The following is a 12902-nucleotide window of genomic DNA, read 5'->3' as shown; positions in this document are numbered from 1 at the left end:
ATGAATAGGATGGTCATAAGCCCTATCCACAGGCGCCCCGGCGCCGCTTTGTCGATTATTTGCGGTTAGCCCATTAGCGCTGGCCGCGGCCGTCCCTTGCTGCATCCTTGAGGAGACTGGACGCCCCGGCCGACGGGACGGGCGCGTGCACGAACACGCCTTTAGGGGAGCGGACGAACCATGGAGCTGCGGCTCTACAATACGCTGACGCGCGCGAAGGACGCCTTCCGTCCTTACGATCCCTCGAACGTGCGCCTGTATGTGTGCGGGCCGACGGTCTATGACCTCGCCCATATCGGCAATGCCCGCCCCATCATCGTCTTCGACGTGCTGTTCCGCCTCCTGCGGCGGCTCTATGGCGAGGACGCCGTCACCTATGTGCGCAACATCACGGACGTGGACGACAAGATCAATGCGCGCGCCGCCGAGCGCAGCATCGATATCCGCGAGCTGACGGAAGAGACCTATCGCTGGTTCCGCGCGGATACCGAGGCGCTGGGCTGCCTCGAGCCCAGCGTCGAGCCCCGCGCCACCGAGCACATCGCCGAGATGCGCATTCTCATCGAGCGGCTTGTGGCCTCCGGCCACGCTTATGTGGCCGAGGGCCATGTGCTGTTCCATGTCCCCTCCATGCCGGATTACGGTCGCCTTTCGCGCCGTCCGCTGGACGACATGATCGCCGGCGCCCGCGTGGACGTGGCGCCTTACAAGCGCGATGCCATGGATTTCGTGCTCTGGAAGCCGAGCCCCGAGGGTGTGCCGGCCTGGCCCTCGCCCTGCGGCATCCCCCAGCCGGGACGGCCGGGCTGGCACATCGAATGCTCCGCCATGTCGTGGCGCCATCTAGGCGAGACCTTTGACATTCACGGCGGCGGCATCGACCTCGTCTTCCCGCACCATGAGAACGAGATCGCCCAGTCGCGCTGCGCGTTCGGCACCAATGTCATGGCGCAGGTGTGGATGCATAACGGCTTCCTCACCCTGGAAGGCGAGAAGATGTCGAAGTCCCTCGGCAACTTCGTCACCATCCGCGAGCTACTCGCCGACTGGCCGGGTGAGGTGCTGCGTCTCGCCATGCTCTCCACCCATTACCGCCAGCCCATCAACTGGACCCGCCAGGGCATCGGCTTTGCCGCCAAGACCCTGGACAAGTGGTATCGCATCGTCGGGGACGAGGCGGCGGAGACGGGGGAGGACAACCCGTTCGAGGCGGAGATCGCCGATCGGCTGGGGGACGATATCAACTCGCCGTCCGCCATTACCCACCTGCATCACCTCGCCGAGGTGGCGGAGGATGTGGACGCGTCGTCCGCGCTCAAGCGCCGCTTCAAGGGCGCCGCGAACCTGCTCGGCCTGCTCCACGACACGGAGAGCGAATGGCGCGCCCGCCAGCGCGCGGCGATCTCGGTGGATCCGGCGGCGGTGGAAGAGCTGATCGCCGCCCGCCTCGCCGCCCGCAAGGCACGGGACTTCTCCACCGCCGACCATATCCGCGAGCAGCTCGCCGCACAGGGCGTGGTGCTGATGGACAATAAGGACGGCACCACAAGCTGGGAGGTGGCGCGATGAAAGCCGCCAACACCAACAGGCCCCCGAGCCCCGCCGCACTGCGGCCGCTGCTGCCCTCCGACATCGCGCGGCTCGCCGCCATCTTCCGCGCCGCCATCGCGGAACTGACGGAGGACGATTACAGCGTCGAGCAGCAGGATGCCTGGGCGTCCGCCGCCGACGATGAGGCGGCGTTCGGCGAGCGGCTGGCGAAGAACCTCACTTTGGTGGCGACGCTGGACGGCGAGGCGGTGGGCTTCATCACCCTGAAGGACGACCGCGTCATCGACCTTCTCTACGTGCATCCCCGCGTGGCAGGCACGGGGGTGGGATCGGTTCTCTGCAACGCGGCGGAGACCCTTGCGAAGGCGCGCGGCGCCAAGGCGCTGACCGTGGACGCCAGCGACACGGCGCTCTTCTTCTTCCAGCACCGCGGCTACGAGCCCCAGCGCCGTAACACCGTGCCGCGCGGCGATGTCTGGCTGGCAAATACGACCATGCAGAAGTCGTTCGAGCCGGAGAAGGTGCCGCCATCATGAACACGGCGCCGGAGCCGATGCGTGAACGCCTCTATCTCTTCGACACCACCCTGCGCGACGGGGCGCAGACCAATGGGGTCGATTTCACGCTGCCCGACAAGCTGAGAGTGATGGGCCTCCTCGACACAATCGGCATCGATTATGTGGAGGCCGGCTATCCCGGCGCGAACCCGCTGGACACGGCGTTGTTCGCCGAGGCGCACCCGGCGAAGGCCAAGGTGACGGCGTTCGGCATGACCAAGCGCGCCGGCCGGTCCGCCGCCAACGACCCGGGCGTCGCGGCCCTTCTGGAAGCGAAGGCCGATGCCATCTGCTTCGTGGCGAAGGCGTCCGCCTATCAGGTGCGGGTGGCGCTCGGGACCACGGAGGAGGAGAACCTCGCCTCCATCCGCGAGAGCGTTTCAGCCGCGGTCGCCGCCGGCCGCGAGGCGCTGGTGGATTGCGAGCACTTCTTCGACGGCTACAAGGAGAATCGCGACTTCGCGCTGGCCTGCGCCCGCACGGCCTATGAGGCCGGGGCGCGCTGGGTGGTGCTGTGCGACACCAATGGCGGCACGCTGCCCCATGAGGTAGAGGCCATCGTCGCGGACGTGACCCGCGTCGTGCCTGGCGATCATCTCGGCATCCACGCCCATAACGACACCGAGCAGGCGGTGGCGAATTCGCTCGCTGCTGTGCGGGCCGGGGCCCGGCAGATCCAGGGCACGCTCAACGGCCTCGGTGAGCGCTGCGGCAATGCCAACCTCTGCTCGCTGATTCCGACCCTGCTTCTGAAGCCGGATTATGCCGGGCGCTTCGAGCTTGGCGTGTCCCGCGAGCAGCTCGCGGACGTCACCCGTGTCTCGCGCGTCCTCGACGAGATTCTGAACCGCGCGCCGAACCGCCATGCGCCCTATGTGGGTGAGAGCGCGTTCGCCACCAAGGCGGGCATCCACGCCTCCGCCATCCTGAAGGACCCCGCCACCTATGAGCATGTGCCGCCCGAACTGGTGGGCAACCATCGCCGGGTGATGGTGTCCGACCAGGCGGGCAAGTCCAACATCATCTCCGAGCTGGAGCGGCTGGGGGTCGACGTGGACAAGAAGGACCCGCGCCTCGTCCGCCTCCTGGAAGAGGTGAAGGAGCGCGAAGCGCTGGGCTATTCCTATGAGGCGGCGGACGCTTCCTTCGCGCTCCTGGCGCGTCGCATGCTGGGCGCGGTGCCGGACTTCTTCCAGGTGGACCGCTTCAGCGTGAACGTGGAGCGCCGCTACAATGCGCGCGGCGAGATGAGTACGGTGGCTGAGGCCATCGTGAAGGTGCATGTGGACGGCGAGGTGCTGATCTCCGCCGCCGAGGGCAACGGCCCGGTGAACGCGCTGGACGTGGCGCTGCGCAAGGATCTCGGTAAGTACCAGCCCTTCATCTCAGGGCTGCGGCTCACGGACTATCGCGTGCGAATCCTCGACGGCGGCACCGAGGCCATCACCCGCGTGCTCATCGAGAGCGCCGATGAGACCGGGGCGCGCTGGACCACGGTGGGGGTGTCTCCGAACATCATCGACGCGTCGTTCGAGGCGCTGATCGATTCCATCACGTGGAAGCTGCTGAAGGAAGGCGCGCCGGGGTGAGGGGGCGTGCGTGAGGAGTGCCGTTGTCCTGGACAAGTGAGCGCGAAGCGCGAACGCAGATCCGGGACCCAGCGCAAGACTCCCGCGAAGCGGTCAGCCCGCGACCAGCGTAAAGGACATCACCGCTGCGCGGCAGCGGTGATGGGTTGAAGTGCCTTCGGCAGACTCCTGCGCTGGGTCCCGGATCTGCGCTCCCTTTCAGCGTCGCTTGTCCAGGACAAAGCATGCGGAGCAGAACCTCACGCCCCCGCGAACCGCCGGAAATCGTGGATCACCCGCTCATAGACCTGCTTCTTGAACGGCACCACCAGCTCCGCCGCCCGGTCCAGCTGCTCCCAGCGCCAGTCCACGAACTCCGCCTTGTGCTTGCCGCCGCCAGGTCGAAGGATGTCGATCTCGGCATCCTGGCCGGTGAAGGAGAAGGCGAACCAGCGCTGGGTCTGGCCGCGATACTTGCCCTTCCATGCTTCGCCCGCGATGCGGCCGGGGAGGTCGTAGCTCAGCCAGTCCTCGATCTCGCCCACCAGCTTCACGGAGCGGATGGACGTCTCCTCATAAAGCTCGCGCAGGGCCGCCTCCAGGGGCTCCTCGCCCTTGTCGATGCCGCCCTGGGGCAATTGCCAGGAATGGGTCATGTCCACATGCTCGGGCCCGCCCGCCCGCTTGCCCATGAAGACGTGGCCAGCGGGATTGAACACGGCGATGCCCACGCAGGGGCGGTAGGGGAGGTCGTCGTGGTGGCGCGCCATCTCATGCCTCATGCTCGGGAGCTGGGGCTTCCATAGCAGATGCACCGCGCGCCCGCCTGTGGCGGACGCGCGCGTGGCCTCAATGGGCGAGCGTGCGGCGGAGCGGCAGGGCGGTGGAGCCCCAGGCGCGCAGCGAGGCCCAGGTGCCCTTGTCGAGTTCGAAGCGGTCCACCGGCACGGAGGCGCCGATCGCCTTCACCCGGGTGAGGCCCGCGCCGCACCACTGGAAGCCGCACTTCTCCAGCACCCGGCGGGAAGCCGGATTGACCACGCGGGCGGCGCCCAGCATGCGCAGGGTGTCGGTTTCCGAGAAGGCGTAGTCGATCACCGCGCGGGCCGCCTCGGTGGCAAGGCCGCGGCCCCAGAAGGGCTCGCCGAACCAATAGCCCAGCTCCGGCGCGCTCTCGCCCGGGCGGCGACCGAAGCCGCACATGCCGGCGAAGGCAAGGCCCGCCTCGTGTTTCAGGAACACAGCGAAATGGGCGCCCTCGGTGGTGGCGGCAAGGTGCTCGATGAAGGCCCGGCCATCGGCGGGGCGATAGGGATGGGGCAGGTTCGCGGTCATCTCCGCGATCTTGCGGTTGTTGGCGTGCTCCGCGATGGCTCCGGCGTCCTCGATCTGCGGCACGCGGAGCACCAGCCGCGCGGTTTCGAGGACGGGGATACAGCTCTCCTGGAGCAGCGCTCCGGTCGGCGTCTCGACGATGGTCATGGCGGGCTCCTGGGCCGAGGGGCGGACAAACGAAAACCGGGGAGACGTCTCGTCTCCCCGGTTTGTCCAGGAGCCCGGATTGTTCCGGATCAGGCTCCCACCGGGTCAACGAGACCGGCGGGAACCTGCATTTTCAGGTCTCGCCGTTTACTCAGCCGCCTCAGCGGCGGCGGGAATCACGGATACGTAGGTTCGGGCGTTGGCTTTGGTGCGGAACTCGACTTTGCCGTCGGTAAGCGCGAACAGGGTATGATCCTTGCCCATGCCGACATTAAGGCCCGGGTGCCATTTGGTGCCGCGCTGACGCACGATGATGTTGCCGGCGATGACGGCTTCGCTGCCGAAGCGCTTCACGCCAAGGCGGCGGCCATCGGAATCGCGGCCGTTACGGGACGAGCCGCCTGCTTTTTTGTGAGCCATCTGTGCTCTCCGTTCCTATCAGGCGCCGGCGGCGATGTTGGTGATGCGCACGACGGTGAGGTCGGCGCGGAAGCCACGCTTGCGGCGCGAATTCTGGCGGCGGCGCTTCTTGAACGCGATGACCTTGTCGCCGCGCGCCTGCTCCACCACCTCGGCGGTGACGGAGGCGCCTTCCACGAGCGGGGCGCCGACCACGATGGTCTCGCCGCCGAGCATGAGGACGGGGAAGGACAGGCTCGCGCCGGGCTCGGCCTCGATTCGATCCAACGTGATGACGTCGTCGGCGGCGACGCGGTACTGCTTGCCGCCTGCTTTGATGACCGCGAACATTCTTGTCTCGCTTTCGTGTTCAGCCAGGCCTCGAAGGGCCGGCTTCTTCGGTCGGGTTGGGGTGTGCGGGCATTTACGGCCCGCGCGAAGCGGTCCCTTTAGCCGCAACGGGGGGCGACTGTCAATGCAAAAGCCTTGCATTTGTTCAGCTCCCGCCGTCTTCCGCGACGGGCGCGCCGCTTGGTAAAGTCGTTCCAGAAAGTGAGGGACGATGCACGACAAGCAGGCCGTCATGCCTAAGGATGCTCCGGCCATCCGCACCATCGCCATGCCGGCGGACACCAATCCCAACGGAGATATCTTCGGCGGCTGGCTGATGTCGCAGATGGACCTTGCCGCCGGCAACGTCTCCGCCCGCCGCGCCCGCGGCCGCGTCGCCACCGTCGCGGTGGAGGCGATCACCTTTTTGAGCCCGGTGGCGGTGGGCGACGAGGTGAGCCTGTTCGCCAGGGTTCTGAGCGTCGGGCGCACCTCCATGCGCATCGAGGTGGAGGCCTGGCGCCGCGCCCGCCAGAGCGAGGAGACGCGGAAGGTCACGGAGGCCACCTTCACCTTCGTCGCCATCGACGATGAGGGCCGCTCGCGGCCGGTGCCGCCGGAGGCGGAAGAATAAAGCGGGATCTTCGGACGAGAGTGCCGTGCTCCCCTTCCTGCTTACGGGGGAGGGGGATTGGCAGTTGGTTCGGTGCGCGAACGTCTTGTAACCGCCCGGCCTCTCCGCTAGAAGCGCTCAACCACGCGACGGGCGCGCCTCACGGCCTCCCGTGCCCCCGGATGGAGAGGTGGCAGAGTGGTCGAATGCACCGCACTCGAAATGCGGCATACGGGCAACCGTATCGGGGGTTCAAATCCCTCCCTCTCCGCCACCCCGCTCCTTGCTAAGTCCTTGAAATATCGCGCAATTGCGCTCCGCCATTGACTTTCGGAGGCATCTCTGTCCGGAATGTTGTGCAACATTTTGCGTAACATCTGGGGCGGTTTGGGGCGATGGCGCGCGAGATCGAGCCGCACAAGCGTAGCGGGTATTGGTATCTCGTACGGCGGGTGCCGAAGGCGTTTTCCGAGCTTGATCGTCGGGTGCTGATCCGCGAATCCACCCACATCGCGGTGGCCGACGACCCGCGGGGCGTGCGGGCTCGGGGGGTAGTGCGGTCGCTCAATGCCGAGCTCGAGGAATACTGGCGCGGGCTCGCCGCCGGGCGCTCGGCCGAGGCACAGGAGCGCTATGACGAGGCTCGCAAGCTCGCCCGTCGGGCCGGGTTCAATTACATCCCCATTGCTGCGCTCGCCGACCTCCCGGACGAGATCCTTCGCCGCCTTGCGGCTCTCGCTGTCTCAGTTAAGGAGAGGCCGGAGATCCAACCGGAACTGACGGCCGCCCTCCTCGCGGGAGAGGAGGCACCTTCCTTGCGCCTGTCCGGACTGCTGGAGGCCTTCGAGGATATCCAGCGTGCCAGTCTCTCTTCCATGTCGGAGGACCAGGTGCGCCGCTGGCGCTCCCCGAAGGCGCGCGCGATCTCGAACCTCATCGACAAGATCGGCGACAAGCCAGTTGCCGACGTCACCCGCAACGACGCCCTTGATTTCCGCGACTGGTGGCAAGACCGGGTGCTGCGCGAGGGCATCGAGATCGAGACGGCCAACAAGGATTTCGGCCACATCAACCGCATGTTCCGCACGGTGGACAATAAGCGGCGGCTCGGCCTTCAGCCGGTCTTTGGTCTGCTGAGAATCGAGGGCGGGGCTACGGGCCAGCGCGCCGCCTACGATGCCGCCTTTGTACAGGACAAGATCCTCGCCGCCGGCACCTTCGGCGAGCTCAACATCGAGGCGCGGTGCGTCATCTACCTGATTGCCGACACGGGCCTGCGCCCCTCGGAGGTGGTGAACCTGACCGATGAGACCATCTTCCTCGACGCGGACATTCCCTATGTCCACGTGGTGCCGGACGGGCGGAAGATGAAGACGCCCCACTCCGAGCGGAAAATCCCCCTGGTCGGAGCCGCCCTCGCGGCCGCGCGGCGTTGCCCGGCCGGGTTCCCCCGCTATCGGGACAAGTCCGCCGGCCTCTCGGCATACATGAGTCGGTTCTTTCGGGAGAAGGGGCTACGGCCCTCGCCGGCGCATTCGCTCTACAGCCTGCGCCATACCTTCGAAGACAGGCTCACCGCCATCGAGGCACCGGAAAAGGTGATCGCCCAACTCATGGGCCATAAATGGAGCCGGCCGCGCTATGGCGCCGGGCCGTCGCTGGCTCAGGCGGCGGATTGGCTGTCCCGCATCGCCTTCAGGCCGCCACCCGACCTGTAGGCCTCGAGGATGCGGCGGGCCCGGGCGACGGGATCTTCCTCATTCCTGGCCAGTTCGAGCTCGCGCTCGATGGCGAGCATCAGCGGTGCATACTTGGCACCGTACAACACCACGATCTCCGCGAGCTGGGCGGTGGCCGCCTCGAGCTCGGAGACGGTGGCCTTGGTGCGGCGCGTGGACATTGGCGCCTTACCTCGAGCACCAATCGTGGGGGAAGCGGTCCTTGCCATAGCGGAACGGCTTGGCGAGGCCGGCAGCGACGAGGGTTTCGCCCACATCCCGGCCGGCAGCCGTCAGCCGCGCGCAGAGGCGGCCGTAATTGCAGGCGGGGGTGCCCTCGGTGCCCGGCCGGCACTGGCAGGAGACGCGTTCGAAATCTAGCCCTCCGCCGGCGACGAGGCGGCGCAGGCGCTGCGTCGCCTGGGCGCCCAAAGCCCGCTCCTGGGGGCATTTCGCGGAGAAGCCCACCTCCGGAGTGTTGTACCCAACCAGACGATAGCGGATCGCCCCGACGATGACCGTGTCACCGTCGCGCACGTTGATCTGCCCGGGGGCGATGGGTGCCGCGTAGGCGCCGGCTGAGAGCATCGCAGCGAGGATGAGGAGGATGGCGCGAACCGTCACGCCCCAGAGCTGAATGGGATCGCGCTTCAGCGCCGCGCGCATGCTAGGCATCGGTGTGTGCCTCCTCTGGGTGAAAGGGGAGATGCAACGGGACTGGCCCGAGTGCGTTTTATCCCAAAGCGGAGACCTATCCTGATGGCCGGAGAGCGCACCAAACACAGCCCGCATCGCAGTGATGAAGTCGAGCGACAGAAAGAGATCACGCGACAGCAAGGGGAGCCTAACGACAAGGCTCACATTCGGGGGCAGGGCAAGAAAAAGGCGCCGCCGGAGAAGCCAGCAGGCGGCATCGGAGATGCGCCAAGCCCGGTCGGAGAGAACGATCTGGCCTGAGGCAGTCACAGCAAGCTCCCTTGGGCAGGCCCGACAGCGGCAGTAGGCGCCGGCGCGGGTTCGGGTGGGTCGAAGGTGGGGGTGAAGAAGCCGAGGGCGCCCTTGCAGGGTAGGAAGGGCAGGGGCTCGCCCCGGGTGAGTACGAAGGCGTAGGGGCCGAAGAACCAGGGGCTCTCGTGCTCCGTCACCGCGTCGATGATGACGGCCTTGCCGACGATGCCGCCCCGGTCAAAGGTCTCGGGCAGCACGATCTGGGGGAAGTTGCCGCGCACGAAGGCGAGCGCATCCTCATTGAACTTCTTACCGGCATGGATGAGCACCTCGCCCCGGAAGTGGAGGCCCGGGTTCCAGGGCTTCCATTTGCGATTCTCAACGTCCTTGTGGCCGTTGACGATGAGCCATGCCCACGGCTGGATGATGGAGAAAGCCTTCATGGCATTGCCTTCCGGAAGGTCGCCAGCGGCTCGGGATCACGCCTCTGCGACATTTCGTTCAAGGTGAAACCGGAGCCGACAGCCGCGCGTTTCGGCACGCAATGACTGATCACTGGACTAATCCACTCACTCGCCCCGTCGTCCTTTCCGGCCGGCAAAGGGGCGCGCTCACCACCCTCATCGAGGGCGCAGAATTCCTCGTCTCGCGGTTCTGCGATGTCACGAAAAACCCGGAGCTTGCCAGTTGCATGGCCGCGATCATGTCGGCCGCCAGCACTGGCCTTCGGAGCGACGCAGAGGCCGCGACCGATCATCTGACGCGCGTCCTCGCCTCGCGACGCATGCTCGTCGTCCACTGAGGGACTGTGATGAAGAAAAAGGACCCCCCTCCCACCGCCAAAGACGATGCGAAGCATTCCGAACAGACGCGGCAGCAAATCTCCAATCGGGGGGCTTCCGGGCGCTCCGGTAGGCCGCCGGGCAAGGCCTCTAAGAAGCCATCTCCGAAGCCAGCAGGCGGAATCGGAGATGCGCCAAGCCCAGTGGGCGAGAACGATCTGGCGTGAGGTTTCATAGCTGGCCACCCCGCTTTTCCTTCAGTTCAGCGATGTGCTGCGGTAGGCGACGAGGGAGATGTCATTCGTCATGCCGCCGCTTCCATCTCGCCGAAGAGATCGGGGAGCTCGGCTTTCCGAGCCGCCGCCCGGCGCGCCTTCGCCTCGCGGATCTCCGCGCGTAAAGCGTCGCAGGTGGCTTGCACCATCTTCCGATAGTGCGCCGCGCGCGGGCGATGCCCGCGAACGGCCTTGGTCACGGCCGTGGCCGCAGCCGCCGCCGCCTCACGGCGACGCCGTTCGAGGGAGGCAGCCGTCGCCATGTCAGGCCGCCATTTCCTGCTTGCCCTCATAGGTGGGCAGAGTGGTTTCCTGGGCGGCGAAAGCGAGGTCCCGCTGGACGCGCTCGCGCAGCCAGTATTCCCAGCGGTAGAGCTGGTAGAACCAGATGGCTTCCTGCCCCTTCATCCGATAGCGGATGCGCGCCGGGATGCGGACGACTTGCGGTTCGGCGTCGCCGGACACGAAGGGCGCCACCGACACCATGAAGATGCCGGGAATATCGATCTGGTCGCCATTGGCATTGGTGTGCTCGGTCACGAACACCATCTGGCGCTCGCCGTTCTTCGGGCGCACCCCCTGCTTCACCGTCGCGCCCACATAGACTTCGAGCGAGCGCGAGAGGTCGAGCAACTCCGCCGGCGTGGCGAAGCGCTCCTTGAAAAGTGTCTCGAACTCCTGGCGCTCGCCATCCGTCGGCGCCGCAAGTTCGGCCGCGTGCTCTTCCAGGAAGTTGGCAAAATCGCCCTGGGTCATGGCGGAGGCTTCGCCGTTGCCCTTAATCCAGGTCTTGAACTCTTCCGTCAGCGGGAAGGCATATTCGACCCGGTGCCTGCCCCAGCGGGCGTCGTGGCCGGTCGTGTGATAGTCGAGCACCGCCGTCAGCTTCGGGTTGGGCCAGGAGGTGGCGGCGAAGATGGCGGAGTTGGCGTCCTTGTGGCGGTTCACGAGGGCGATGAAGGAAGAGAGCGTCTCCACCGTCGCGGTGCCCTTGCGCACCATCTTCGGACGGGCCGCTTCCAGGGTCTCCAGAAGGGACACCGGCTCCTGCATTGCGCGGTCCCACATGATGGGCACCTGGGGGGGCAGGCCGGGTTCGAGGCCGGCGGTCGGCACCAAAATGACTTTCGGCTCGCTCGCTTCCTGCGAGAGCTTCTTCAGCGCGTCGATGGCATCGCTGTCGAACGAGCCGCAGTAGGGTGCGCGGTTCTCGCTGCCGCCAAGAACGCGGCCGATCACAGCTGCCGCGAGGCTGGGCGGGATGCTGGGCTTTCTATCTTCGCCCGTCTTGGGCGTGTTGGTCTCTTCGGTCATGAAGCGTCCTCAGGCTGGGGGGAAGGGGTCAGGCGAACTCGCGCTCGGCGCCGCCGGCGGCGCGCGGGCCCGCGAACATGTCGGTCTGGCTGGGATGCTGGACGGACAGGCCGCCATCGAGGGGCCAGAAGGTGGTGCTCGGGATGCCCTTCTCCTCGGGCAGCTTCACCTTCACGTCGGGCTTTATGTCGAGCCGGTCGTTCAGCTTGGTGACGGTGAGCGTCACCGTGACGGTCGCCTTGGCCTTGTCCTCGGGGTGCTCCTGGAGCGCGCGGATGGCCCGCTCCATTTCGTCATTGAGCTTCTGCTCGAGCTTGCCGCGGCCGAGCAGGCCGAGCGCCTGCGTAAAGCTGCGGATGATCCGGGGGGCAGGGGACATGGACGGGCTCCTTCAGGCCGCGCGGCGCGCGGGGAGGTGGGGGAAGAGGAGGTGCAGGCGCCGCCGCCATTCGTCGGCGGCCTTGGGCCACGGCCACACCGTGATCCGGCCCTTCATGCGGATGGGTGCTGCCGCCTCCACTTCCGCCGCCCAGGGGTAGGGCGGCTTGGCCAGGAGGTGGGCGCGCTCGGCGGCGAGCATCCGCAGGTCCCAAACGCGGACTTGGGCCAGGATCTCCGGCGGCAGCGGCCAGGGGAGGCCGACACGCTCGTAAATGGCGATGTCCAGGTCGCGCTTCTGCTCGGCCAGGGCGTCGCGGAACAGCTTGCGGCCGACGCGCTCCCAGGTGGGGCCGCCGATGCCCGGCAGCGCCGCGAACTTGGCACCCACCCGCGCCTCAAGCCCCTGTGCCACCGGCGTGCCGATGTCGCCGATGGCATATTCGTGCGCATCGTGGAGGTGGAAGGCCTGCGCCAGCAGCTGGTTGCCGGTTTCCGCCATGATCGCCTCGGACCCATGGCATTGGTGCTGCGCCACCGAATAGGCGCCGGACTGCACATGGCCGATGAAGCGGGGTAGGCGGGCGAGCGCCTCCGGCAGGTCGGTGACGATGTCCACCATGTCCGCCGTGGGCGCCATGAGGTCCAGGGCCCGGCCGGTGGTGGTCTGGATCCAAATGTCGGGCGCGGTCACGCGGCGTCTCCGGAATAGCCGTCGCCGTCGTCGGGCTGCACGGGGCTGAAGCTGGGGGCGGTGCCGCCGAAGCGGCGGAGAGCGATCTCCAGCGCGCGGTCGATGGTGCGGCGGAGGGCAGGGGTGCAGCGGGCGTCTTCCCGGGTGTTGGCGAGCCACACGCCCATCTTCTCCGCGACATCCCGCTCGCCTTCGCGGGTGGCCTGAAGCAGGCCCTGCGAGGCGGCCCACACCAGCTTGGTGATGCTCTCCGGGCCGCGCCCGGAGGGAGAGAAGGCGATGAGCGCGCCCAT

19 protein-coding genes and 1 tRNA gene are annotated in these 12902 nt (G+C 67.1%); 8 read left to right on the top strand and 12 right to left on the bottom strand.

The window, feature by feature from the left end; genetic code table 11:
• Window positions 1-180: 180 nt before the first annotated feature.
• Genes cysS through cimA form a run of 3 tightly spaced genes read left to right on the top strand, consistent with a single transcriptional unit; the run spans window position 181 to window position 3697 of the window.
• On the top strand, window positions 181-1569 hold the full coding sequence (gene cysS, locus ABLE91_RS17180) for a cysteine--tRNA ligase (protein WP_348932627.1): 1389 nt from the start codon (window positions 181-183) through the stop codon (window positions 1567-1569).
• Window positions 1566-2087 carry a GNAT family N-acetyltransferase gene (locus ABLE91_RS17175; RefSeq protein ID WP_348932626.1) on the top strand — a complete coding sequence of 174 codons (522 nt, stop codon included), beginning with the start codon at window positions 1566-1568 and terminating at the stop codon, window positions 2085-2087. The genes cysS and ABLE91_RS17175 overlap by 4 nt, the downstream gene beginning before the upstream one ends.
• On the top strand, window positions 2084-3697 hold the full coding sequence (cimA, locus tag ABLE91_RS17170) for a citramalate synthase (RefSeq protein ID WP_348932624.1): 1614 nt from the start codon (window positions 2084-2086) through the stop codon (window positions 3695-3697). Before ABLE91_RS17175 ends, cimA begins: the two co-directional genes overlap by 4 nt.
• Before the next feature lie 239 nt (window positions 3698-3936).
• Here cimA and ABLE91_RS17165 read toward each other — a convergent pair whose 3' ends face one another.
• The 4 genes from ABLE91_RS17165 to rplU all read right to left on the bottom strand — a co-directional run bounded on the left by ABLE91_RS17165 (window position 3937) and on the right by rplU (window position 5908).
• Entirely contained in the window at window positions 3937-4446 is a 510-nt protein-coding gene (locus ABLE91_RS17165; protein ID WP_348932623.1) for an RNA pyrophosphohydrolase, read from the bottom strand.
• Window positions 4447-4525: 79 nt separating this feature from the next.
• Complete coding sequence (locus tag ABLE91_RS17160; RefSeq protein ID WP_348932621.1) at window positions 4526-5158, bottom strand: GNAT family N-acetyltransferase; 633 nt, start codon at window positions 5156-5158, stop codon at window positions 4526-4528.
• Between the two features lie 147 nt (window positions 5159-5305).
• Window positions 5306-5578 carry a 50S ribosomal protein L27 gene (gene rpmA, locus ABLE91_RS17155; protein ID WP_348932619.1) on the bottom strand — a complete coding sequence of 91 codons (273 nt, stop codon included), beginning with the start codon at window positions 5576-5578 and terminating at the stop codon, window positions 5306-5308.
• Window positions 5579-5596: 18 nt separating this feature from the next.
• Complete coding sequence (gene rplU, locus ABLE91_RS17150) at window positions 5597-5908, bottom strand: 50S ribosomal protein L21 (RefSeq protein WP_348932618.1); 312 nt, start codon at window positions 5906-5908, stop codon at window positions 5597-5599.
• 211 nt (window positions 5909-6119) lie between these two features.
• Here rplU and ABLE91_RS17145 point away from each other — a divergent pair, with 211 nt between their 5' ends.
• The 3 genes from ABLE91_RS17145 (at window position 6120) to ABLE91_RS17135 (ending at window position 8218) form a co-directional block, all read left to right on the top strand.
• Entirely contained in the window at window positions 6120-6521 is a 402-nt protein-coding gene (locus tag ABLE91_RS17145) for an acyl-CoA thioesterase (protein ID WP_348932616.1), read from the top strand.
• A 163-nt stretch (window positions 6522-6684) separates the two neighbouring features.
• Window positions 6685-6774: transfer RNA gene (locus tag ABLE91_RS17140), tRNA-Ser, on the top strand.
• 121 nt (window positions 6775-6895) lie between these two features.
• Complete coding sequence (locus ABLE91_RS17135) at window positions 6896-8218, top strand: tyrosine-type recombinase/integrase (protein WP_348932615.1); 1323 nt, start codon at window positions 6896-6898, stop codon at window positions 8216-8218.
• On the opposite strand, the gene ABLE91_RS17130 is transcribed toward ABLE91_RS17135, so the two are convergent.
• A complete protein-coding gene (locus ABLE91_RS17130; RefSeq protein ID WP_348932613.1) occupies window positions 8164-8400 on the bottom strand; it encodes a hypothetical protein in 237 nt (78 codons plus the stop codon). The genes ABLE91_RS17135 and ABLE91_RS17130 overlap by 55 nt on opposite strands.
• Window positions 8401-8407: 7 nt before the next feature.
• Window positions 8408-8893: a thermonuclease family protein gene (locus ABLE91_RS17125; RefSeq protein ID WP_348932611.1), complete on the bottom strand. Its 486-nt coding sequence runs from the start codon at window positions 8891-8893 to the stop codon at window positions 8408-8410.
• 84 nt (window positions 8894-8977) lie between these two features.
• Between ABLE91_RS17125 and ABLE91_RS17120 the strand changes: the two genes are divergently transcribed.
• Window positions 8978-9175 carry a hypothetical protein gene (locus ABLE91_RS17120; RefSeq protein WP_348932609.1) on the top strand — a complete coding sequence of 66 codons (198 nt, stop codon included), beginning with the start codon at window positions 8978-8980 and terminating at the stop codon, window positions 9173-9175.
• Between the two features lie 5 nt (window positions 9176-9180).
• Here ABLE91_RS17120 and ABLE91_RS17115 read toward each other — a convergent pair whose 3' ends face one another.
• Entirely contained in the window at window positions 9181-9609 is a 429-nt protein-coding gene (locus ABLE91_RS17115) for an ASCH domain-containing protein (protein ID WP_348932607.1), read from the bottom strand.
• A gap of 101 nt (window positions 9610-9710) precedes the next feature.
• Between ABLE91_RS17115 and ABLE91_RS17110 the strand changes: the two genes are divergently transcribed.
• Complete coding sequence (locus ABLE91_RS17110) at window positions 9711-9968, top strand: hypothetical protein (RefSeq protein ID WP_348932606.1); 258 nt, start codon at window positions 9711-9713, stop codon at window positions 9966-9968.
• Window positions 9969-10252: 284 nt separating this feature from the next.
• On the opposite strand, the gene ABLE91_RS17105 is transcribed toward ABLE91_RS17110, so the two are convergent.
• Genes ABLE91_RS17105 through ABLE91_RS17085 form a run of 5 tightly spaced genes read right to left on the bottom strand, consistent with a single transcriptional unit; the run spans window position 10253 to window position 12902 of the window.
• Window positions 10253-10486, bottom strand: coding sequence for a hypothetical protein (locus ABLE91_RS17105; RefSeq protein ID WP_348932604.1), 234 nt, complete (start codon window positions 10484-10486; stop codon window positions 10253-10255).
• 1 nt (window position 10487) lies between these two features.
• The gene (locus ABLE91_RS17100) at window positions 10488-11537 is read right to left on the bottom strand and encodes a DUF2303 family protein (protein ID WP_348932602.1); all 1050 of its coding nucleotides are present in this window, start codon (window positions 11535-11537) and stop codon (window positions 10488-10490) included.
• 28 nt (window positions 11538-11565) lie between these two features.
• A complete protein-coding gene (locus ABLE91_RS17095) occupies window positions 11566-11916 on the bottom strand; it encodes a YfdP family phage-associated protein (RefSeq protein ID WP_348932601.1) in 351 nt (116 codons plus the stop codon).
• A 12-nt stretch (window positions 11917-11928) separates the two neighbouring features.
• A complete protein-coding gene (locus ABLE91_RS17090; RefSeq protein ID WP_348932600.1) occupies window positions 11929-12609 on the bottom strand; it encodes a hypothetical protein in 681 nt (226 codons plus the stop codon).
• Window positions 12606-12902 carry a hypothetical protein gene (locus ABLE91_RS17085; RefSeq protein ID WP_348932598.1) on the bottom strand — a complete coding sequence of 99 codons (297 nt, stop codon included), beginning with the start codon at window positions 12900-12902 and terminating at the stop codon, window positions 12606-12608. Before ABLE91_RS17085 ends, ABLE91_RS17090 begins: the two co-directional genes overlap by 4 nt.

The sequence above is a fragment of the Aquabacter albus genome (genome assembly GCF_040049275.1).
GTDB lineage: Bacteria > Pseudomonadota > Alphaproteobacteria > Rhizobiales > Xanthobacteraceae > Aquabacter.
Note: the sequence above shows the minus strand (reverse complement) of the source record. Positions and strands in the feature narration are given on the sequence as shown.